This window comes from Agrobacterium pusense (assembly GCF_013285525.1).
GTDB classification, from domain to species: domain Bacteria; phylum Pseudomonadota; class Alphaproteobacteria; order Rhizobiales; family Rhizobiaceae; genus Agrobacterium; species Agrobacterium pusense.
In genome coordinates, this window is sequence record NZ_CP053857.1 from 1,052,501 (window position 1) to 1,073,085 (window position 20,585).

General features: G+C 58.3%; 18 protein-coding genes (1 of these 18 cut by a window edge). 12 read left to right on the forward strand and 6 right to left on the reverse strand.

All coding sequences use genetic code 11. The annotated features are described in order from the left end of the window. Positions 1-653 carry the 5' end (the start) of a formimidoylglutamate deiminase gene (locus HQN82_RS18470; RefSeq protein WP_173615516.1) on the reverse strand. Its footprint begins 694 nt before the window's first position, so only the first 653 of its 1,347 coding nucleotides appear in the window; its start codon is at positions 651-653; its stop codon lies off the left edge, out of view. Between the two features lie 115 nt (positions 654-768). On the opposite strand from HQN82_RS18470, the gene hutI reads away from it, so the two are divergent. From hutI to HQN82_RS18500, 6 genes are all read left to right on the forward strand, one after another. Beyond that, the gene (hutI, locus tag HQN82_RS18475; protein WP_173615517.1) at positions 769-2,028 is read left to right on the forward strand and encodes an imidazolonepropionase; all 1,260 of its coding nucleotides are present in this window, start codon (positions 769-771) and stop codon (positions 2,026-2,028) included. Continuing rightward, positions 2,025-3,569, forward strand: a complete 1,545-nt coding sequence (gene hutH / locus HQN82_RS18480) for a histidine ammonia-lyase (protein ID WP_173615518.1) — start codon at positions 2,025-2,027, stop codon at positions 3,567-3,569. Before hutI ends, hutH begins: the two co-directional genes overlap by 4 nt. A gap of 72 nt (positions 3,570-3,641) precedes the next feature. After that, entirely contained in the window at positions 3,642-4,445 is an 804-nt protein-coding gene (gene hutG, locus HQN82_RS18485; protein ID WP_173615519.1) for an N-formylglutamate deformylase, read from the forward strand. A gap of 11 nt (positions 4,446-4,456) precedes the next feature. Then, on the forward strand, positions 4,457-6,130 hold the full coding sequence (gene hutU, locus HQN82_RS18490; protein ID WP_173615520.1) for a urocanate hydratase: 1,674 nt from the start codon (positions 4,457-4,459) through the stop codon (positions 6,128-6,130). Between the two features lie 194 nt (positions 6,131-6,324). After that, positions 6,325-7,335, forward strand: coding sequence for an alpha/beta fold hydrolase (locus HQN82_RS18495; RefSeq protein WP_173615521.1), 1,011 nt, complete (start codon positions 6,325-6,327; stop codon positions 7,333-7,335). Positions 7,336-7,371: 36 nt separating this feature from the next. Further along, complete coding sequence (locus HQN82_RS18500; protein WP_210259559.1) at positions 7,372-7,944, forward strand: HutD/Ves family protein; 573 nt, start codon at positions 7,372-7,374, stop codon at positions 7,942-7,944. 10 nt (positions 7,945-7,954) lie between these two features. On the opposite strand, the gene HQN82_RS18505 is transcribed toward HQN82_RS18500, so the two are convergent. The 4 genes from HQN82_RS18505 to HQN82_RS18520 all read right to left on the reverse strand — a co-directional run bounded on the left by HQN82_RS18505 (position 7,955) and on the right by HQN82_RS18520 (position 12,726). Further along, positions 7,955-9,433, reverse strand: a complete 1,479-nt coding sequence (locus HQN82_RS18505) for a M81 family metallopeptidase (RefSeq protein WP_173615522.1) — start codon at positions 9,431-9,433, stop codon at positions 7,955-7,957. A gap of 70 nt (positions 9,434-9,503) precedes the next feature. After that, positions 9,504-10,592 (reverse strand): D-TA family PLP-dependent enzyme, encoded by a 1,089-nt coding sequence (locus HQN82_RS18510; protein ID WP_173616009.1) that lies wholly within the window; start codon positions 10,590-10,592, stop codon positions 9,504-9,506. 32 nt (positions 10,593-10,624) lie between these two features. Further along, positions 10,625-11,020: a RidA family protein gene (locus tag HQN82_RS18515; protein WP_173615523.1), complete on the reverse strand. Its 396-nt coding sequence runs from the start codon at positions 11,018-11,020 to the stop codon at positions 10,625-10,627. A 320-nt stretch (positions 11,021-11,340) separates the two neighbouring features. Continuing rightward, complete coding sequence (locus HQN82_RS18520; RefSeq protein ID WP_173615524.1) at positions 11,341-12,726, reverse strand: FAD/NAD(P)-binding protein; 1,386 nt, start codon at positions 12,724-12,726, stop codon at positions 11,341-11,343. Positions 12,727-13,134: 408 nt separating this feature from the next. Between HQN82_RS18520 and repA the strand changes: the two genes are divergently transcribed. The 6 genes from repA (at position 13,135) to HQN82_RS18545 (ending at position 19,072) form a co-directional block, all read left to right on the forward strand. Further along, positions 13,135-14,349 (forward strand): plasmid partitioning protein RepA, encoded by a 1,215-nt coding sequence (gene repA / locus HQN82_RS18525; protein ID WP_022563274.1) that lies wholly within the window; start codon positions 13,135-13,137, stop codon positions 14,347-14,349. Continuing rightward, positions 14,346-15,359, forward strand: coding sequence for a plasmid partitioning protein RepB (gene repB, locus HQN82_RS18530; protein ID WP_037090369.1), 1,014 nt, complete (start codon positions 14,346-14,348; stop codon positions 15,357-15,359). The genes repA and repB overlap by 4 nt, the downstream gene beginning before the upstream one ends. 185 nt (positions 15,360-15,544) lie before the next feature. Then, positions 15,545-16,822, forward strand: coding sequence for a plasmid replication protein RepC (gene repC, locus HQN82_RS18535; protein ID WP_173615525.1), 1,278 nt, complete (start codon positions 15,545-15,547; stop codon positions 16,820-16,822). A 449-nt stretch (positions 16,823-17,271) separates the two neighbouring features. After that, positions 17,272-17,484: a hypothetical protein gene (locus HQN82_RS18540; RefSeq protein ID WP_173615526.1), complete on the forward strand. Its 213-nt coding sequence runs from the start codon at positions 17,272-17,274 to the stop codon at positions 17,482-17,484. Positions 17,485-17,549: 65 nt separating this feature from the next. Then, positions 17,550-17,831 carry a hypothetical protein gene (locus HQN82_RS25480; protein ID WP_107341823.1) on the forward strand — a complete coding sequence of 94 codons (282 nt, stop codon included), beginning with the start codon at positions 17,550-17,552 and terminating at the stop codon, positions 17,829-17,831. A gap of 41 nt (positions 17,832-17,872) precedes the next feature. Beyond that, a complete protein-coding gene (locus tag HQN82_RS18545; protein WP_107341822.1) occupies positions 17,873-19,072 on the forward strand; it encodes a low temperature requirement protein A in 1,200 nt (399 codons plus the stop codon). Positions 19,073-19,082: 10 nt separating this feature from the next. On the opposite strand, the gene HQN82_RS18550 is transcribed toward HQN82_RS18545, so the two are convergent. Continuing rightward, positions 19,083-20,552, reverse strand: coding sequence for a glycosyl transferase family protein (locus HQN82_RS18550; protein ID WP_173615527.1), 1,470 nt, complete (start codon positions 20,550-20,552; stop codon positions 19,083-19,085). Positions 20,553-20,585 lie beyond the last annotated feature (33 nt).

The following is a 20,585-nucleotide window of genomic DNA, read 5'->3' on the forward strand; positions in this document are numbered from 1 at the left end:
GCCGCAAGCTCATCACCGGTCACCGCGCGCAGGCTGTGCGGCGCGATGCCAAGCGCCGCACCCGGAAGGGATTTGACGACTGCCTGTGCGCCCTGCATCAGCTTCTCGTAACTGTCAATCGAATGGATGAAACGTTTCTGCCCGTCGATTGGCGGCTGACCGCCGAAACCGGAATGCGCGTAAAAGACCGGCAGCAATGTCAGGCCTATGCCCGTTTGGGCGGCGGCAGCGCCGATACGCTCCGCCATTTCGGCGATATTTGCGTAATGTGAACCGTCCCTATCATTGTGCAGGTAATGGAATTCGCCCACCCTGCCGAAACCGGCTTCGAGCATTTCCATATAAAGCTGTGCGGCAACGGCCTCAACATGGTCAGGCGTCATGGAGAGGGCGAATTTATACATGACCGTGCGCCAGCTCCAGAAACTGTCGTTGGCAGGCCCGCGGATTTCGGCAAGTCCAGCCATGGCCCTCTGGAAGGCGTGGCTGTGAAGATTGGGCATGGCCGAAACGATGACGGCATGGCGCTCATCCTGCCGCTCGGGAGAAACACCGGTTTCGACCGATGAAACAACGCCGTCATCATAGACGATACGGACATCCTGCGCCCACCCGCCGCTGAGAAGTGCCGCGCCCGCGTGAATTGCCGTCATACCACCCTCTCCTCTTGTTACGACATCGGGCAAGGCCATTTCGAACAGAAAATGCGGCTTGCCAAGCCGATTATTATGTATATACATTTACGCCATAAAGGAAAGGCGAAAAGCAATGCCCGGGAACAAATCTGCAAAGGGAGCGGCGATGGGAAACGCAACGGCCTTGTGGCGCAATGCCAGGCTGGCCACCTTCGATCCGTTGAGGGAAGGCATCGGCGCAATCGAAAAAGGCGTGATCGCCGTCAGCAGCGGTCGCATCGCATTTGCTGGCCCGGAGAGCGATCTGCCTGCCGATCTCGCCGTCGCCGAGGAAATCACCGATTGCGGCGGGCGCTGGATCACTCCCGCTCTGATAGATTGCCACACCCATCTGGTCTTTGGCGGCAACCGCGCCATGGAATTCGAAATGCGGTTGAATGGCGCGACTTATGAAGAGATCGCCAAGGCGGGTGGCGGCATCGTGTCCTCCGTGCGCGACACGCGCGCGGTTTCGGAGGATGTCTTGATAGCGCAAGCGCTGCCCCGTCTCGATACGCTTCTCTCCGAGGGCGTCTCGACGATCGAAATCAAATCCGGTTACGGCCTCGATATAGATACCGAACTGAAAATGCTGCGTGTTGCCCGCAGGCTGGAGACGCTGCGGCCGGTGCGGATCGTCACCAGCTATCTGGCCGCCCATGCGACACCTGCTGAATATAAGGGTAGGAACGGTGATTATATCACCGATGTCGTTTTGCCCGGGCTGGAAAAAGCACAGGCCGAAGGGCTGGTCGATGCGGTCGACGGCTTCTGCGAAGGCATCGCATTCTCCGTCGAAGAAATAGCACGCGTTTTTGAAAAGGCGCGGCAGCTTGGTCTGCCCGTCAAGCTGCATGCCGAGCAGCTTTCCAACCTGGGCGGCGCAGCGCTTGCCGCCTCCTGCGGCGGGCTTTCCGCCGATCATCTGGAATATCTGGATGAATCAGGCGCCAGGGCACTGGCCAAGGCGGGAACCGTGGCCGTACTCTTGCCCGGCGCCTTTTATGCGCTTCGTGAAAAACAGGCTCCGCCAATGCAGGCATTGCGCGATGCAGGCGCGACAATCGCCCTCGCCACCGACTGCAATCCAGGCACCTCACCGCTCACTTCCCTGCTTTTGACCATGAACATGGGTGCAACGCTTTTCCGCATGACCGTGGAGGAATGCCTGGCAGCGACAACGCGCAATGCCGCCAAGGCGCTTGGTCTGCTTGCGGAAACCGGCACGCTGGAGGCCGGGAAATCCGCTGATCTTGCAATCTGGGATATCGAACGCCCGGCCGAGCTTGTCTATCGCATCGGTTTCAACCCGCTCCATGCCCGCATATTCAAGGGACAGAAGGTTTCTCCATGACCATGACGACCATTACGCTTCACCCCGGCAATGTGGCCCTGGCCGACCTGGCCGGCATCTACTGGAACAACGGCTCCGCGAAGCTGGACCGCTCGTTCGACGCCGGCATTGAAAAGGCGGCTGCCCGCATTGCCGAGATTGCCGCGGGTAATGCCCCCGTCTATGGCATCAATACCGGTTTCGGAAAACTTGCCTCCATCAAGATCGATGCAGCCGACGTGGCAACGCTGCAGCGCAATCTCATCCTGTCGCATTGCTGCGGGGTAGGTGCGCCGCTTCCTGAAAATGTGGTTCGGCTGATCATGGCGCTGAAGCTGATTTCGCTTGGCCGCGGCGCTTCCGGCGTGCGGCTGGAACTGGTGCGGCTGATCGAGGCCATGCTGGAACAGGGCGTTATTCCCGTCATTCCCGAAAAGGGTTCCGTGGGCGCTTCCGGCGATCTCGCGCCGCTTGCTCATATGGCGGCGGTGATGATGGGCGAGGGTGAGGCTTTTTATCAGGGCGCTCTGCTGCCCGCCGGCCAGGCGCTGGCGAAAGCCGGGCTGCCGCCGGTGGTTCTCGCCGCCAAGGAAGGGCTCGCCCTGATCAATGGCACGCAAACCTCCACCGCACTGGCGCTTGCCGGACTTTTTCGCGCCCATCGCGCCGCACAGGCCGCGCTGATTACCGGCGCACTTTCCACGGACGCCGCCATGGGGTCTTCCGCTCCATTTCACCCGGATATTCACAGCCTGCGGGGCCACAAGGGGCAGATCGACGCGGGATCTGCGCTTCGCAGCCTGCTCGATGGCTCCGAAATCCGAATCAGCCACATTGAAGGCGATGAGCGGGTGCAGGATCCCTATTGCATCCGCTGCCAGCCGCAGGTGGATGGCGCCTGCCTTGACCTCCTGCGGCAGGTGGCCCGCACACTGGAAATCGAAGCCAATGCGGTGACCGACAATCCTCTGGTGCTTTCTGACAATTCCGTCGTGTCCGGCGGCAATTTCCATGCCGAACCGGTGGCCTTCGCCGCCGACCAGACGGCGCTCGCGATTTGCGAGATCGGGGCCATCGCCCAACGCCGTGTCGCGCTACTGGTCGATCCGGCGCTTTCTTATGGCCTGCCCGCTTTCCTTTCCAAGAAGCCGGGGCTGAATTCCGGGCTGATGATCGCCGAAGTCACTTCCGCAGCGCTGATGAGCGAGAACAAGCAGATGGCACATCCAGCCTCGGTGGATTCGACGCCAACCTCGGCCAACCAGGAAGACCATGTCTCCATGGCCTGCCACGGAGCGCGGCGACTTTTACCGATGACCGACAATCTATTCGCCATCCTCGGGATCGAGGCGCTTTCAGCCGTTCAGGGCGTGGAACTGCGCGGGCCGCTGAAAACCAGCCCGGAACTGCAAAAGGCCATTGCTGTGCTACGGGCCGCAATCCCTTCGCTCGAGGAAGACCGTTATATGGCGCCGGATCTCAAGGCGGCGGCGGAGTTGATCGCCTCCGGTGCGTTGGTCGCCACGATTTCGGACGGCATCCTGCCGAAGCTGGAGGCTTGAGATGAGGCACGTTTTAACCTTCGCCAACTCTCTTCTTGCAGGGGCTAAACCCTCGGAAAAGAGAGGCAATCGATGAAGAGTCCCTTCGCCCTTCACCAAGGCACTTCGCCGATCATCCTCGGTCTGCCTCACACCGGCACGGATGTTCCGGCGGAGATTTGGAGCCGCCTCAACGACAACGGCAAAATTCTGGCCGATACGGACTGGCACATCCATGAGCTTTATGCCGGGCTTCTGGAAAATGCGACAACCGTGAGGGCGACGTTCCATCGTTATGTCATCGACGCCAACCGCGACCCGGCCGGGGTGAGCCTTTATCCGGGCCAGAACACGACCGGGCTGGTTCCGGACACCGATTTCGACGGCAGGCCTATCTGGAATGAAGGACAGGAACCCACGCCGGATGACATTGCGGACCGTCTGGAAACCTTCCATGCGCCCTATCATGCAGCTCTTGCGGCCGAGATCGAGCGGATCAAGGGCATCCATGGGATCGCCATTCTCTATGATTGCCATTCGATCCGTTCGCACATCCCCTTCCTCTTTGAAGGCAAGCTGCCGGATTTCAACATCGGCACGGATATGGGCAGAACCTGTGATCCCGCCATCGAGCACATCGCCGTTGAGGCCACCGCCGCCGCGCAAGGTTACGACAGCGTTCTGAACGGCCGCTTCAAGGGTGGCTGGACGACGCGCCATTATGGCAGGCCGCAGACAGGTGAGCACGCAATCCAGATGGAGCTGGCACAATCCACGCATCTGCAAAGCGAGGTGCCGCCTTTCGCCTATGACGCGGGCAAAGCCGAACGCCTTCGCCAGCATCTCAAGACGATTCTCACGCGCATGGAAGAATTTGCGCTCGACACGAAACGATAAGGGGAAATCTGATGAACAATCCGCGCCATAATATTCGCGACGTTCGCGCACCGCACGGCACCGAGCTCAATGCCAAAAGCTGGATGACGGAGGCGCCGCTGCGCATGCTGATGAACAATCTCGACCCTGATGTTGCCGAGCGACCGCATGAGCTGGTGGTTTATGGCGGCATCGGCCGCGCCGCCCGCACATGGGACGATTTCGACCGCATCGTCGCTACGCTGAAGGATTTGAACGAGGATGAGACCCTGATCGTGCAGTCCGGCAAGCCGGTCGGCGTCTTCCGCACCCACAAGGATGCGCCGCGCGTGCTGATCGCCAATTCGAATCTGGTGCCGCATTGGGCCACCTGGGATCATTTCAACGAGCTGGATAAGAAGGGCCTGGCAATGTACGGCCAGATGACCGCTGGTTCGTGGATTTACATCGGCACGCAGGGCATCGTGCAGGGAACGTACGAAACCTTCGTGGAGGCTGGCCGACAGCATTATGGCGGCAATCTCAGGGGCAAATGGATCCTGACCGGCGGTCTCGGTGGTATGGGCGGCGCGCAGCCGCTCGCCGCCGTCATGGCCGGCGCCTGCTGCCTTGCCGTCGAATGCGATGAAACCCGCGTCGATTTCCGTCTGCGCACCCGTTATGTTGATGCGAAGGCGCATACGCTGGATGAGGCGCTGGCGCTGATCGATCAATGGACGAAGGCCGGCGAGGCCAAGTCCGTCGGCCTGATCGGCAACGCGGCGGAGATATTCCCGGAACTTTTCCGTCGCGGCATCCGGCCCGATATCGTGACCGACCAGACCTCGGCGCACGATCCGATCCATGGTTATCTGCCTGCCGGCTGGAGCGTGGCCGAATGGCGCGCCAAACAGGAGAGTGATCCACAGGCCGTTGCCGCTGCCGCTCGCGCCTCCATGAAAGTTCACGTCCAGGCCATGGTCGATTTCTGGAACGCCGGCGTTCCGACGCTCGATTACGGCAATAATATTCGCCAGGTCGCCAAGGACGAAGGGCTGGAAACCGCCTTCGCTTTCCCCGGCTTCGTGCCGGCCTATATTCGCCCGCTGTTTTGCCGAGGCATCGGGCCGTTCCGCTGGGCGGCACTTTCCGGTGACCCGGAGGACATCTACAAGACCGACGCCAAGGTGAAGGAACTACTGCCCGACAATAAACACCTGCACAACTGGCTGGATATGGCGCGCGAACGCATCGCGTTTCAGGGCCTGCCTGCCCGCATTTGCTGGGTGGGGCTCGGCGACCGCCATCGTCTCGGGCTTGCCTTTAATGAAATGGTCAGGAACGGTGAACTGAAGGCGCCCATCGTGATCGGCCGCGACCATCTCGATTCTGGCTCCGTCGCCTCGCCCAACCGCGAGACCGAATCCATGAAGGACGGTTCCGATGCCGTATCGGACTGGCCGCTGCTCAACGCACTGCTTAACACTGCATCCGGTGCAACCTGGGTATCGCTGCATCACGGCGGCGGTGTTGGCATGGGCTTTTCCCAGCATTCCGGCATGGTCATCTGCTGCGATGGCACCGACGACGCCGCGCGTCGGGTCGAGCGTGTTCTGTGGAATGACCCGGCAACCGGCGTCATGCGCCATGCCGATGCAGGTTACGAGATTGCCGTGGAATGCGCCAAGGAGCAGGGGCTGCGTCTGCCCGGTATTCTCGGCAATTGATGAGCGTGCCGCGCGGTCCATCGCCGCGCGGCATTCCGCCCTTGCGTCGGCAAAGCCTCAGGGCATTACCCAACGCTCCTTTGACTGAAACTTCCGGTTCGATTTTCTCGTTGTTAGCTGTTGGTCGGTCATAGCCGATCATTTTCAGCGTCTATAACGGCGCGGCAGGCTTTTAATGGAGTGCGGACGACAGCATGGCACCACGGCGTATTTCACTTGCCTTCAGCTTTTTGGTTGGTGCAATTTTTCCGGCTTTTTCTTTGACCGTCCCTGCGTCCTCCCAGGCCCAAGAGGCTGTACCGGTAAGAATCGATGTTGGCGGATATAAGCTCAACAGCCTGTTGCTGGAACCGCAAAAGCAGGCGGAGCTGCCACCGATCGTCTTCTTGCATGGCGCGAGCGCAAGTCTCTACGACCCGCTGTTGTCCTTTGCGGACAAATTCCGCGGCCGCGCAAAACTTCTGTTCGTCGACAGGCCGGGTCATGGCAGTTCCGACATCGGCGGCAAGGATAATATCCTGCCCGACGGACAGGCCGACGCCGTGGCTCAACTGATGAAAAAGCGCGGCATCCGCAAGGCCATCATCGTCGGCCACTCCTTTGGCGGAGCCATTACCGCGGCATTCGCGCTTCGCCACCCGGAAATGGTGTCGGGCCTGGTGTTTCTTTCTCCGGCGGTTTACCCCTGGCTTGGAGGCATCGCTTGGTATTACACGGCGGCAAGCGCCCGGGTGACAGGCCCGCTTTTTTCGATCTTCGTCGCACCGCCCGTGGGTTTCCTTGCGCTCGATCGGGCGACGCGCGGGGTTTTCGCCCCCAATCACCGCCCTCCTGGCTATGTGGAGGCAACGCGCGCATGGGGGGCGTTGAGACCGCAGGCTTTTCGCCATAACGCGCAGGAAGTCGCCGCGCTGAACACATGGGCGCGGAGCGCCTCACCAAACTACTCCAAAATCAAGGCGCCGACCGTCATTATCACCGGCGACACCGACAATGTTGTTTCACCGGAAATTCATTCCCGCCAGCTTGCACGCGCTATTGACGGGTCTAGCTTGATCGTTGTGAGGAATCTCGGACACAAGTCGGACTACGTTGCGCGTGATCTTGTCGTCGCGGCAATCGAAAAACTCGCCGGAAAAAGTGTTGATCTACGCGCTGCGCAAAAAAAGCTTGAACAACGTATCGCTGGCGACCGCGATAACTAGTGCCATCGTCCAGACGAACGACAGGGAATGCAGAAGATGAGACACCTAGAAAACACCGCCTATACATCAATGCCCTGGAAAAACGGCGGCGGTGTAACGACAGAGATCATCGTTCATCCCGCAAAAGCCTCGATGGCGGATTTCGACTGGCGCATCAGCATGGCCAACGTTGCGCAAGACGGGCCTTTTTCCATATTTCCCGGAATTGATCGCACCCTCTGCATCCTCGAAGGGAAGGGCCTGAGCCTCAGCATCGACGCACGCGAGCCGGTGGCGTTGACGATGGCAAGCGATCCCCTGCCCTTCGCCGCGGATGTTCCGGTGGACGCCGTTTTGGCAGATGGTCCCATCGTCGATCTCAATGTCATGTCCCGTCGCGAGCAATATTCGCATCGCGTCGAAAGACACCACACCACACTCACTGTCCAGTCGACGGGATCAACGGCGACAATAATTTTTGCCGTTGATCCCGTCAGCGTCTCATCAGCCGGCCAAACTGTGCATTTGCAGCGACGCGACAGCCTCTTGCTGGAGCGCGGCGCCGGATTTGCAGTGAAGGGCATGGAAGAGGATGGTCGCTTCTTCGTCGTGACGTTTGATCAGGTCTAAGCTGCTTCCCTCAATCGAGACCAAGCGGATCGGCAACCCGTGGCCATAGGCCGAGGCTTGCCTTGCGGTAAGGAGTTTTTGCCGGGTCGGTGGGATAGGAGGTCGGGGCCGCGATATAGACGATCTCTGAAGCGATCGGCGCAAAACCCGCGTGAAAATGGTTGGTCGACTTGACGAGCAACACGTCTTTTTTCGCGAAATCGATTCCGAGATTGGAAAAGATATCCGGCTCATAAGTTTGCGTTCGGCTGGTGATGAGAATGATGTCGATTTCGGTGCCGAGCGGCCGGACAACGGCGGCGCGGCCGAGCGTGACGCGACTATTACGGAAACTCTGCCAGCCCGTCTCGACGGTGCGCATGACCTTTATTCGGAAATCCAGCGGATCGCCGCCCTGCGGACTGGATTTGCCACCTATGCGAAGATCGAGCTCTGCGCCCTCCCCCGCTGCATGGCAAAAAGACACTGCGATGGGATCCCAGATCGTCGCGACGCCGATCCTGTCCATGCCGCGCTCTACCATGCGGCGCAGAATGTGGGTCGCATCACCCGCAACACCGCCGCCGGGATTGTCCCATATATCCGAAACCACCACCGGCCTTTGCGAGTTTTCGCTGCGAATGGCAACGGCCTGGTCGAGACCGGCTTCCGTATCCAGCATCGGCATGGCGGTCAGCCTGCGCATGGCATAAAGTTCACGGCCCAGCTTTTCGGCCAGCGCGTCCCCTTTGGTCCTGTCGTCATCCGTAACAACGACGATGCGTGTGCCCATGTCCGGCACATCACCCGCCATGAATCCATGAATAACGGAGATGGAGAGAATACCGTCTTTGCCCTCCATCGCCTTCAGCCGGTCCACATAAGAACGCATCGGCTCACGACTCGTCGGATAAATGGTGATCATTCGGCAATCGAAAGTCGAGATGACGGGCCTGATTTCGCCGCGCAGAGTACGCAACGCCATTTCGACGACATGTTCGCCGCGCTCCTCAAAATCGGTATGGGGAAATTCCAGGAACGTCGCCATGATATCCAGGCTTTCAACCCTTAATGCCGTGAGATGGCTATGGGGATCGAACTCCGCCGCAATCAAGACGTCCGGGCCCACCATTGCCCGCATCCGCGACAGGAAATCCCCTTCAGGATCGTCATAGCCCTGCGCCACCATGGCGCCATGCAGGCCAAGAACCACAGCATCGACCGGCAGGGCTGCCCGGAGCTCCGAAAGAATGGTGTCGCGCAGCGTTTCATACGTCTGGCGCTGGATGAGGCCGGCAGGCTCTGCCCAGCAGGATGTGCCCTCGATGACCGTGAACCCTTCCGCCCTGCCGCGGCGCCGCAGGATGGGGACCGGCGAGGAGCAGAGCGTCGGCGTGTCCGGATGTTCACCCGGCCCGGCATAAAAAGCCGCACGAAAGGCATCCATATCCGTGGGAACAGGTGAAAACGTGTTGGTTTCGGTGGCGAGCGACGCCGTGAATATGCGCATTTATGGGGTCTCGTTGCCGGAGCTGCCTGCGGGCTGAGCTCGTTTCCTTGAGTTGATTAGCCGGGTAACATTACCAGACCGTGCCGCGTGCAGCGATCTCTTCGACGCGGGTAACAACGCCGTTTCGATGGAACACCATCCTGTCGAAAAGGTTGCTGACGACGCATGTATGGTTCGGTACGACCCTGACGACATCGCCGATCCGAGGCCCCCCGGACGCGCAGCCGGAAAGATCAACAACCGCGTGTTCTTCAGAGAGTGAGATGATTTTTGCGCCTTCATGGCCTTCGATCAGCCCGTAATCGTCGAAGCCGAGGAGATCGGAGGTCAAAGCCTTGGAACCGCAATCAAGCACGGCGCGGTCCGCTGCAGGCCGCGAGACCACGGTAGCGAGAACATGCATTGCCAGATCATCGGCCGTGCAATGGCCGGCACGCAACATCGCCCGGTCATTATAGACATAGGTGCCCGCCCGGTGTTCGGTTGCAGAGGGAACGAGATGCGCTGCATAGAAGTCCGGCGAGCCGCCGCTGGAACGAACCGGGCAGTCCACGCCTTTTGCCGCAAGCAGCGCCATGGTGTCGCGCAGGAAGCTTTCCACCTTTTCGGCACCGCCCGGTGCCGGATAGGTCAAGATACCCTTGAATATAAGTCCCGCCGCGGCGACGATTTTCTCAGCAAGTGCCGCTGCCGCCGCCGGTGTCTGCACACCGCAACGCTTTCCGCCGGTATCACATTCAACAAGCACGGCGAGCGGCCGCCCCTTATCAAATGTGGCAGCGAGGCCGGCAACCGTCACGTCGCTATCAGCAACGACGCTCAGCTGAGCTATACGGGAATTCAGCGCTTTCAACCGCGACAGTTTCGCGGCACCAAGAATATTGTAGGTAATCAGGATATCGTCAAAACCGGCGTCTGCGAAAACCTCCGCTTCGCTGACTTTCTGGCAATTGATGCCTATGGCGCCTGCCTGAAGCTGCTGCCGGGCGATGGCCGGTATCTTGTGTGTCTTGATATGCGGCCGGAAGGCCTTGCCATGACTGTCGAGATAGGCCTGCGCCTTCTTTATATTGGCGGCAAGCCGGTCTTCGTCGATCACCGGCATTGGCGTCGAAATCGCATCAAGCTGTGCGCCCTCGTCAGGCCATGGATAGGTCATCATATGCTCTCTAAGCGAAATAAATCAGATACTTAAGCCAAAGGCTTATAAGCGATAACGTCCATTTCCACCTTGGCGTCAACCATCAGCGGGGATTGTACGGTTGAGCGTGCAGGCGGATGATCGATGAAATGTTTCTGGAAGACGGCGTTAAAACTGGAGAAATCCCTGGCGTCATCCAGCCAGACATTCACCTTCACCACATCGGCAAGCGTACAATCAGCCAGCGCCAGGACATCCTTGAGATTGGCCACCACCTGCTCGGTCTGGGCGACGATACCGCCAGTCACTACTTCGCCATCAATGGTGGGCACCTGTCCGGACACATAGACGAAATCACCGGCCCGGACGGCCTTGGCGAAGGGCCGACGCTGCCCGCCGGCCTGGCTATCTGCGGCCTCGAACCGCACCAACTTATTTTTCTCCATTCAAACCTCGCAAATAATTTTCATGATTTTCAATTTTTCTCGTATTTATAGCCGGTTTAATGGCGATACTCCATAACCCATGTAAATTATTTAGCAAATGATGGGATTCGCTCGTTTCGCGACGTTTTTGCGCGTTGCGGATATGGGCTCAACGGCCGGCGACTTTTCGCCGCGCGTCGAATATGACCTATTGCATCCAGGCCAGACAGCGTCATCAACGCATTGACCGTGGCTCAACCGACGGGTTTGCCGCGGCAAACTACCCGGAATAAATAAAAAGGCCGGAGAGTGCGGCCCCTTTGTTGCCGCCGCAACAGGCATCAGCCTTGTGCGGATACAAGGCGCTTACCGATCACTCTGTCAGTAATGAACTGCGCTATATCACGAGCCTGGATCCGTATATCCGGAACGGCGGTAATTTCCCAGAACCGGCCCGCCGTCAGCGCGCCGACGGCGAAGAGACTTGGCCATGCCTGGCCATCCGTGCGCAGCAGTCGGGAATCGCCGTCAACCTCGACACCAAGGCCAAAGGAATCGAGCCGAAGCACCCCGTCAGACCGCATGCTTTCCAGAAGGCGAGAGTGGCCGATACCCGCGCGTTCCATGCCGGTGCAATTGATGACCCAATCGACCTGCAGTTCCTTAATCGTCTGTGTATGCCGAAGACGATAACGAATGGAGATGCTCTCCTCCTGTTCATCGATAGCCTGGAGATAACCCGCGTGGATAGTGAGAACGCCGTCTGACAACAGCCTGTCAAAGGCATCATGCACCTCAGGCGCGATGCGATGTCTATGGATATTCCACCAAGGGAGCGCATGCCGCAAAAACCTTGCGCGTTGCTGTGAGCTGAGGCTCTGCCATAGCGATTGCGTTTTTGGCCGCAGGCCGTCCATAACCGTGCGCCATGGCGTCCCGTCGGCCACCTGTTGACGGAGAGATCGTAATAGTTCGCTTATCTCGGTGGAACCTTCAGGCAGACGCGGAGCGGTAGGCGGCATAGGCGGACTGACATGCGGATGTGGAATGAGCCCGCGTCGCGACAGGACATGGATCGGGCCCCGGTGACCTTTTCCGCGCAGCGTCAACACCTGATCGATCATCGTAAGGCCGGAACCAAGGATACAGATACGATCCCCGCTCTTCACGCGGGACAACCATCCCGGCTGCCAGCAATGGCTCACCACGCGCTGCACGCCCTCTTCACGCTTTGCGGCAGTTTGCACCGGCAAACTTGCAGCACCAACGCCGAGACACAGAACAACATTGCGTGCCTGCAATGTCTCGCCATTTTCCAGTGTGAAGGTAAAGTCGCCTTGCGGTCCGGGCCGGCAAGCGGACGCCTTCGCCCGAATAAAATCCACACGCGCCCGCTGCTCCCGGCTTCTGAGAAGACTGGCGAGCCGGTCCCGCAGATAGAGCCCATAATCTCCCCTCGACGCGAAAAGAAAGGGATCGGTTCCCAGCCCGTTCTGCGCCAACCATTCGACAAAATCGTCAGGGCGGTCCGGAAAGACGCTCATACGCCCCGCGGGCACATTCAGCCGATGATAGGGTAGTTCCGTTCGATAGGCGGTACCGCGGCCAAAATCCGACTCGTCACCAACGATGGCGATCGACGCCTCCGCTGGCAGTGATGACAGGAGATGGGCTGCGGTACAAATGGCCGAGAAACCCGAACCGACTAGAGCGACGTCATAGGACATTCAATCCTCCAACCAACGACAATGGATTGCCCGGCAACCGGCGCGAGGCATCCCATACTCTAGTCATGCAGTAGAGATTAACCAGCTGCGAATGTCCACCCTTGAATTTCCCAACTCCCCTGCCCCAGCCGGAAGATAGCGATAGTTAGCCGCGGCAAACTTCCCGCCCACCTGCTGCGATAACTCAAGCCGAGGGAGCGAGGGAAAATCAGTCCCAGTTAGCCGCGGCAAACCGGAAAACGCCTAACAAGGAAAAAGTGATTCTTCCACAATGCTTTAGCGGCGTCTCCGCACATGAGAAAAAAGCCTATTGCGCCAAAAAGAGAATCGGCGCTTATATCTCAGTTGCGGAAAAAACCGCCTTTTTCGAAAAAAACCGCTACTGCAATTTCGAGCGAAAGAAGACCTATGACACAGAGTGCCGATTTAAGACGTGCCGCAGGAGCACCTGACCTGACGAGTCTTATACAACAGCATTCGGCTGCGCTGTCAGCCCAGTTGCAGGCGCATAACGCAAATACATTTTCCCCACATACGGAAAAGAGCATGCGGCATTTCTCTCCGGCCGAGACCGCAAAGCTCATCGGCATTGGCGAAGCCTATCTGCGCCAGATCGCTTCCGAGTTGCCTGAGCTTGATGCCGCGCAGGTATCCGGGCGTCGCTCCTATTCCGTAGAAGACATGCGCGATATCAGAGGTTTTCTGGACCAGGGTGCGCGCGGCACACGCCGCTACCTGCCCCACCGCCGAGAGGGCGAAGAGTTACAGGTCATCGCCGTCATGAATTTCAAGGGCGGTTCGGGAAAGACAACCACCTCCGCCCATCTGGCGCAATATCTGGCGCTCCGTGGCTATCGGGTTCTTGCCATCGATCTCGACCCCCAGGCCAGCCTTTCCGCGCTTTTTGGTCACCAGCCCGAGATTGATGTCGGGCCGAACGAGACGCTTTATGGCGCGATCCGTTATGACGATGAACGCCGCCCGATCGCGGAGATTGTCCGCGGCACCTATATTCCCGATCTCCACATTGTTCCCGGCAATCTGGAACTTATGGAGTTCGAACACGATACTCCGCGGGCACTGATGCGCCGTGCACCGGGTGACACGCTGTTTTTCGCCCGTATCGGCCAGGCGATCGCCCAAGCGCAAAATTTCTACGACGTTGTCGTCATCGATTGCCCACCGCAACTCGGTTATCTGACGCTTTCGGCTCTGACAGCGGCGACATCGGTGCTCGTCACCGTCCATCCGCAGATGCTTGACGTGATGTCGATGAACCAGTTCCTCGCAATGACCGGTGACCTTCTGGCGGAAATTGGCCGGGCCGGTGCTCGGTCGGATTATAACTGGATGCGTTACCTGATCACCCGCTTCGAACCGAGCGATGGGCCGCAGAACCAGATGGTCGCCTTCCTGCGATCGATCTTTGGTGAAAACGTCCTCAATCATCCGATGCTGAAAAGCACGGCGGTCTCGGACGCCGGATTGACCAACCAGACGCTCTTCGAAGTGGAGAGAACGCAATTCACCCGGTCGACCTATGATCGCGCGCTGGAAGCCATGAACAATGTGAACGCTGAAATCGAAGGACTGATTAAAAAAGCGTGGGGTAGGGCAGCATGAGCAGAAAACAAATCTTCGCAAATCTTGGCACTCCGGGTACCGACAACAACGATACCACGCCGGAGCGTTCGCGACCCCGTATCAGGCCTATCCTCGGCTCCCCTGAGCTGGTGACGGATGTTTTGAACTCACCCGTCGGTATGATCGGTCAATCGCTGAACGAAGTCTCCGAGCGCGCCAAACGGGCTGAAGCCATTGAAAAGCAGCTCGCCGAAGGACTGACGATTGTCTCTCTCGACCCCGCGGATATCGATCCCTCCTTCATACCGGATCGTATGCCCGCTTCCGAAGAGGCCGATGCCGGTCTGGTGGAGGCAATTCGTGAGCAGGGCCAGCAGGTGCCGATTCTCGTGCGCCCGCATCCCGATTTCCCGGGCCGTTATCAGGTCGCCTTCGGTCATCGCCGCCTTCGCGCCGTTTCAAGTCTTGGCATTCCGGTCAAGGCCGTTGTGCGGGATCTCAGCGACGAGCAGCTGGTGGTGGCCCAGGGCCAGGAAAATAACGAACGCCGCGATCTGACCTATATCGAGAAAGCGCGCTTTGCGCAGAAACTGCAGATGCGGTTCCCTCGAGACACCATCATGGCGGCAATGTCGCTTCATAAGGGCGATCTGTCCAACATGCTTTCGGTCGTTGGACGCATTCCAGAGGATCTGGTCGATCTCATAGGCCCCGCACCCACCGTAGGCCGCCGCAACTGGATGGATCTTGCCGACCAGCTTTCCTCCTCACAGGTCAAGGAGGCGGCCCGCGCATATGTCAGCGAACCGGCGGTTGCCTCGCTTCCTTCCGAAGAACGCTTCAAGGCGCTTCTGGACTTTTTGAAGCCAAAGGCACAGGCCAAGAAAACCGGCGTATGGTCTTCGGACACAGGCCGTCGCCTGGCGAAAGTGGTCGAGAGCGACCGGAAGCTCGATATATCGATCGACAAGAACGAAGCACCGGAATTTGCCGAATTCGTTCTGGAACATCTTCAGACGCTGTTTGCCGAGTACCGGTCCAAGCAGTGATTTCTAACTCGAACGACTAACAGGAGACGCATCACAAAAGAAAAAAGCCCCCGAACGTTGCCGCGCGGAAGCCTTTCTTTGATTTAAGCACCCGAAGAATCTCATTTCCGCGAATCATAGTCAAGAGTCTTGGCATCGAATTTTTCGGTGAGCGATTTTCTTTTGCCTTGTGAAAGGTGAAAGACATGGAAAGCACATGTGTAACGACGCCCTTTGGGCGGCGAGCAATGTCGTTTGGCGTGCTCGCAACCCAGTTTGCCGCGCAGAAAAACAGAAAATACGAAGCAGTCGACAAATGGAAACTCTATCGGTCCGTCTGTGAAGCAAGACCGCTGCTCGGTGTAACCGATCGCTCGCTTGCCGTTCTGAACGCGCTCTTGAGCTTTTATCCCAAAAATGAGCTTTCCAGCGAAGCGGGATTGGTGGTGTTTCCATCCAATACGCAGTTGTCGCTCAGGGCTCATGGCATGGCGGAACAGACATTGCGTCGGCATCTTTCGGCTCTTGTCGAAGCCGGCCTCATCATCCGCAAGGACAGCCCGAATGGGAAACGTTACGCACGGAAGCACAGGGGTGGCGAGATCAGCGAAGCCTACGGATTCTCACTCGCACCGCTTCTTGCTCGTAAAACGGAAATAGAGGAACTGGCCGAGCGCATCATTCGCGAACGGCTCGATCTCCAACGGCTTCGCGAGACGATCAGCCTCTGCCGGCGGGACATCCAGAAACTCTGCGAAATGATTGCTGCCAGTGGCAAGATCGAGATCTTTGACGGGTTTCAGGCCCGTTACAACGACATCGCGCGGGCTCTCGGGCGCAATTCGAAGACAGCTGAACTCAAGGAAATCGCCGGTTTTCTGGCTTCACTCCGCGCAGAAGTGACCAACTATCTGGAAAATCTTGAAAAATCGGAAAATTTGAGCGGCAATGACTGCCAAAATGAGCGCCTCATAAAGAATTCAGAATCCGAATCCATATCTGAAACGCAGGAATTGGAGAATCCCGCTCCGGTTCGAACTGCTGCAACAGTCGCGTCCACATCCGCAAATGCCGCGGTCACTGGCGTCACACCTCCAAAGCCAACACCCAGGAACGATTTTCATAAGCAATTTTTTGTTCCTGATATTGTTTTGGTTTTGAAAGCGTGCCCGGATATTTCCCTCTATGCACCCGGAGGTGCGGTGACTGGCTGGAGAGATATGGAGGTGGCAACTTCCGTCATCAGAACCATGTTCAGCATCAGCCAGTCAGCCTATCAGGATGCTTTGGCCACCTTCGGGAGGCAGGGAACTGCGGCCATCCTCGCTTGCCTGTTGCAGAAGGCTGATCAAATCAGTTCGCTTGGCGGATATCTACGCAATCTCACACGTAAGGCCCAGGAAGGCAGTTTCGATCTCCAGGCCATGCTCATGGCGCAACTGCGTGGCCGGACAGACAAGCAGGAGGCGGGAACGAGATCATGACGGCGTGATGAGCGGAGCGGCGGCAGCTTGCGAAAAACCGGCTATGCGGTTAGATTCTTGCTGTTCCCGCAAACACCAAGATTCGTTGGAACGACGCTGCTAGAAACACTTTGTGTCCGATCAGGGCTTCCCATGGTTAATGCAAAGTAACGAAAGTTAAGTCCAATTTAGCTTTCGTTTGCGCGTTTCCATGATTGGTTTCAATTGCTTGAGTCTGGAGCATTTTGAATGCCAAGTAGCCGTCTCACCGCATTCCAGCGTCAGTTAGATGGCGACGGGGCCGGGATGAAAATCGTACGGTGAACATCAGCCTGTGCAGTTCGGGCAGAAGTTCCTCCCTCGAAAAAATTCCGCGATATGTCGCCAATCCCCGCTACCTTGGCGCCGACGAATTGAACTTTCGCTGGCACTGCGCGTTCCAGTCAATGGTTTAACGGAACGCCACGCTCATGACATTTCCGGATGATATAGAACTGGCCGTCGCTCTTTACATGGCGGATAAAGCTCTGCCCCGACATATTGCGATTGCAGAGCTCGTGAAATCGGTCCTCGAAGACACCGGCTATCTCGCAGGGGGCGAGGGGCGGCCGCCTGAAGTCGTCGATGGGCAATCGAGCGGTGATTACGTGCAATACCGCACTTACCTTGACGGCGATGCCTGAAGCTGCGCGGAACAAATGCAGGCGATGGCTGTTATTGGCGCAGATAAAAGCGTCAGGGAATTTCGATGTTACCCAAGCCCCTCTTTCTCGCCGCCGGCCTCGTCTGCGTAATGGTCGTGCCAGTATTTTCCCAGTCCCTCGAAATCAGCCGGCTGGAAGATAAAAAAGCCGGTAATGCAGCGGTTTCATCGGCGCCTTCCGCCCCCAGTTACATTACTGATGTCTCCGGAAAAACGGTGCGGCTGGTGGGACCGCGGTTCCTTCCCGACAGCGCGCGTGGGCTGGAATTTCCCGGCCGCGGGTCAGATCATAACAATACCGGGGCTGAAACCCACGTCTCGCGATAGTGAGGGATTGCGATGATCTATGCTCCGCAAACGGAAGCAGAATGAGAACAAGAACCCAGATTTCCCGACGGGCGCCGAGTGCAGAAAGCTGGATCCGGCATGACGGCCAGGAGACGGGAAAGGCGACATTTCCTGAGCTGTTCTTTGATCTGGTTTTCGTTTTCGCTCTTATTCAGTTATCCCACTCTCTGGCGAAGGACTTTGGGCCAACGGCGGTGCTGGAAGCCGGCATCCTGATATTGTCCCTGTGGTGGCTGTGGATACACACCACCTGGATCACCAATCTGCTGAATACCGAAAAAGAACCGGTCAGGATTTTGCTCTTCGTGCTGATGTTTGGCGGTGTACTGCTGGCCATCGCCTTGCCGGAAGCCTTTGCCGAACAGGGCCTGGTTTTCGCGCTGATCTACAGCGTCATGCAGATCGGTCGAAGCCTGTTTGCTCTCTATGCCTTCAGGGATGAAGACCGGCAGTCGTTTCTGGTGTTCGTGAGGGTGACGATCTGGCTGGCCATCTCGAGCCTGTTCTGGCTGGCAGGCGGGTTTTGCGATCTGGGGGGACGCATTCTCCTGTGGGGCATGGCGCTCGCAATCGAGTATGCCGGTCCGGCCTGCCGCTATGTTGTCCCCGGCTTGCGTTCTCGCGATGACGACAGTCTGCATCTTTCCGGAGAGCATCTGGCGGAACGTTGCGCCCTGTTTGTCATCATCTGTCTGGGGGAAACAATTCTGACCACCGGCCGGACGGCAACCGAATATATGAACTCCGGTCTGACATTTGTCGTTTTCTGCTCCGCCTTCATAAGCACCGTCGCGATGTGGTGGATTTATTTCCATCACGGACAGGCGGAAGCCTCCAGAAAAGCCGAACACGCCGACGAAAAGGCGAAGATCGCCCATAATCTCTTCAACTACGGACATTTGCCAATCGTCGCCGGTATCATTCTGACGGCGGTGGGAGAGGATTTCAGCCTGTCCCATGCCCACGAGGCCGCAACGATAAGGGAGGCCATCGCAATCGTCGGTGGTCCCGTCCTCTTTCTGGCAGGCAATATCGGTGTCAAGATCGCCGCGACCTATCAGCGTCCCGTCTCGCATTTTGCGGGCGTGGTAGCGCTCTGCCTATTGTTGCCGGTGCCGGGCATTCCGCTATTCATCCTGCAGCTGGCCAGCACGGGTATTCTGCTGCTTGTTGCTCTGTGGGAATATCTGGCTTTGAAGAAGTCAGTCGCCACGGCGTGATCTCGAATGCTCAGACGCTGACCAGATTGCGCGTCCTCTCGTTCCAGAGCTTGAGGCTTTTCGCGTAAGCTTCGTCAAAGGAAAGCCCCATGTCATTGACGAGCATCAACGCGGCGGCGGCGGTGGATATGATGATGGTTTCCGCCCTTTCGTCTTTCGCGGCTCCCGTCCAGACTGCACGCCAATATTCGAAGGTGGTGAACATGGTCGGCATTTCGGCAGGCGGTGCTTCGCGGGCGGGGACCAGGACGTCCACGTCCCTTCCGCTTGAAAGACCGAAAATCCGTGTGCTGCGGAATGGCGTGAACTGTGCGAAATCCCGCGTGTTACCGAGTATGGCGAGATTTTCCACAGCGAGCAGGCGGGCGGTATCGCGATGCAGCTCCTGATAGGCCGGACGGGCGAGCCCTATAATGGTGCTCCTTGCGCGCAGTGGATTGAGAAGGTGGACGACAGTATGCACCGGCAGGCGCATCTCCAGAATGCCATGGAGACTGAGCAGGCTCTGGAATTGCAGAGACAGACCGCCCAGGGGAAGATAGGCAATCCGTTCGGATGACGTGGCCTCGGCCGCCTGCGAAAGCGAATGGCAAAGGGGAATACCGCAGGCTTGTGCGGCGCGTTCGAGCTTGCCGCCATTTTCGCCCTGACCAACATGGCCGTGCAGCAGTACCCTGTACCCCGCCATGGAAACGAGGCGGGCGGAATGCACGAACCATGGCGCATCGCGGTGTTTGGGGGACATATAAGCCGGCCAGTCGAGATCGACGGTGACGGGTCGGTGCCGGTCTCGCCCGACATGTCGCCACGTCGCCTGGATAAAGCCGGCCAGTTCGGCCGCCGTCACGCCGCGATAATGCATGGTGGCGAGCAGTGCCCCGATCTGTATCGGATCGGCATCCCCTTCCAGAATGATCGACAGTGCATCCGTCGCCTCCGATTGGCTGAGCGGACGGCTGTTGCCTATTCCCATCGCAGACGTTGCAATATACTTGGCGAGCCGTTCCTGTGGGGCGGAATTGTGGCCGATGCGGGCGAGACGCTCGGCAATGTTTTCCGGCGTCGGCTGACCTTCAAGAAGAATGCTGGGGCGAAGGGAAAGTGGCGGTGCTTTCATCAATGCCGGCTGCTCCCAGCCGCTCTTATTGATGGTGGTCGGCTCCGCGGGTTCTTCCTGCGAATAATCGATCAGATTTTCGGCCTCTGCCGCCAGGGAGCGGATGCGCAGGCGCATGGTTTCGGCAAAGGGGGTGGGGCGCAGGCCTTGGCCGGTGCGCAGAAAGAGCTGGTCTCCGTATTTTTCCCGTAGCTGCTGCAAGATCCGGCTCATCGATGATGTTGGAAGTCCCATGCCCGCCGCGGCGCGGCTGACACTACCTTCCCGCAACAACGCATCAAAAGCGACAAGCAGTTTCAGCTGCCCAAGCCTGTCGGGTTTTGCCGTGGAAGCTGGTTCGTCTTTTCTCTTGCTGGTTGTCATCTGGCGAATTTTTACTCCACTCATCTTAAGAGG

Excerpts from the sequence above, each read along its gene's own strand:
- hutI (WP_173615517.1), top strand. The coding sequence starts at position 769 with ATGCCCGGGAACAAATCTGCAAAGGGAGCGGCGATGGGAAACGCAACG.
- hutH (WP_173615518.1), top strand. The coding sequence starts at position 2,025 with ATGACCATGACGACCATTACGCTTCACCCCGGCAATGTGGCCCTGGCC.
- hutG (WP_173615519.1), top strand. The coding sequence starts at position 3,642 with ATGAAGAGTCCCTTCGCCCTTCACCAAGGCACTTCGCCGATCATCCTC.
- hutU (WP_173615520.1), top strand. The coding sequence starts at position 4,457 with ATGAACAATCCGCGCCATAATATTCGCGACGTTCGCGCACCGCACGGC.
- HQN82_RS18495 (WP_173615521.1), top strand. The coding sequence starts at position 6,325 with ATGGCACCACGGCGTATTTCACTTGCCTTCAGCTTTTTGGTTGGTGCA.
- HQN82_RS18500 (WP_210259559.1), top strand. The coding sequence starts at position 7,372 with ATGAGACACCTAGAAAACACCGCCTATACATCAATGCCCTGGAAAAAC.
- HQN82_RS18505 (WP_173615522.1), bottom strand. The coding sequence starts at position 9,433 with ATGCGCATATTCACGGCGTCGCTCGCCACCGAAACCAACACGTTTTCA.
- HQN82_RS18510 (WP_173616009.1), bottom strand. The coding sequence starts at position 10,592 with ATGACCTATCCATGGCCTGACGAGGGCGCACAGCTTGATGCGATTTCG.
- HQN82_RS18515 (WP_173615523.1), bottom strand. The coding sequence starts at position 11,020 with ATGGAGAAAAATAAGTTGGTGCGGTTCGAGGCCGCAGATAGCCAGGCC.
- HQN82_RS18520 (WP_173615524.1), bottom strand. The coding sequence starts at position 12,726 with ATGTCCTATGACGTCGCTCTAGTCGGTTCGGGTTTCTCGGCCATTTGT.
- repA (WP_022563274.1), top strand. The coding sequence starts at position 13,135 with ATGACACAGAGTGCCGATTTAAGACGTGCCGCAGGAGCACCTGACCTG.
- repB (WP_037090369.1), top strand. The coding sequence starts at position 14,346 with ATGAGCAGAAAACAAATCTTCGCAAATCTTGGCACTCCGGGTACCGAC.
- repC (WP_173615525.1), top strand. The coding sequence starts at position 15,545 with ATGGAAAGCACATGTGTAACGACGCCCTTTGGGCGGCGAGCAATGTCG.
- HQN82_RS18540 (WP_173615526.1), top strand. The coding sequence starts at position 17,272 with ATGACATTTCCGGATGATATAGAACTGGCCGTCGCTCTTTACATGGCG.
- HQN82_RS25480 (WP_107341823.1), top strand. The coding sequence starts at position 17,550 with ATGTTACCCAAGCCCCTCTTTCTCGCCGCCGGCCTCGTCTGCGTAATG.
- HQN82_RS18545 (WP_107341822.1), top strand. The coding sequence starts at position 17,873 with ATGAGAACAAGAACCCAGATTTCCCGACGGGCGCCGAGTGCAGAAAGC.
- HQN82_RS18550 (WP_173615527.1), bottom strand. The coding sequence starts at position 20,552 with ATGACAACCAGCAAGAGAAAAGACGAACCAGCTTCCACGGCAAAACCC.